This is a genomic window from Neisseria sp. P0021.S007 (genome assembly GCF_051956855.1).
Window position 1 is genome coordinate 1 of sequence record NZ_JBQCXA010001122.1, and the last position, 529, is coordinate 529.

Here is a 529-nt window from a genome sequence, read left to right on the forward strand (position 1 = left end):
CCGGAAACTGTTCGTGCGACTCAATGGCTTCGCCCCAGTGAGCCACGGGTGCAGTCTGTACATCCTCGACCACAATCACAGCATGAGGATTTCCCATATTCACACAACTGACCTGTACCGTCTCCAAACCGACCATCACCATATGCGTCAAAGCATCTTCCGCTTCGTCAGGAACCGGTACAAACGGGATTTCAGACGACGTAAAGCGCGGTTTGCCCATATTCACGGTAACCAAACCATTGTCCAACAGCTTGGGAATAATCACGCCCTTAGCCGTTTCAACCAAAATTTCCTTTTTATCGGTCAAACCTTTATCCGCCACAAATCGGGCAAAACAGCGCGCACCGTTGCCACACTGCTCCACCTCGCTGCCATCCGCATTAAATATACGATAACGGAAATCGACCGCATCGGAAGAAGGCTTTTCCACCAACAGCAACTGATCGAAGCCCACCCCTCTAAAACGGTCGGACCATTCGGCAAGCGGCGCAGTCAGCGGATCAAAATCCTGCCCGATACCGTTTACCAC

The 529-nt window shown here is 51.8% G+C and carries 1 protein-coding gene; it reads right to left on the reverse strand.

Annotated elements, in window-relative coordinates; all coding sequences use genetic code 11:
* Positions 1–529 (reverse strand): diaminopimelate epimerase (gene dapF, locus ACTHUR_RS17845; RefSeq protein ID WP_440400071.1); only part of this gene is annotated, 529 nt, incomplete at both ends.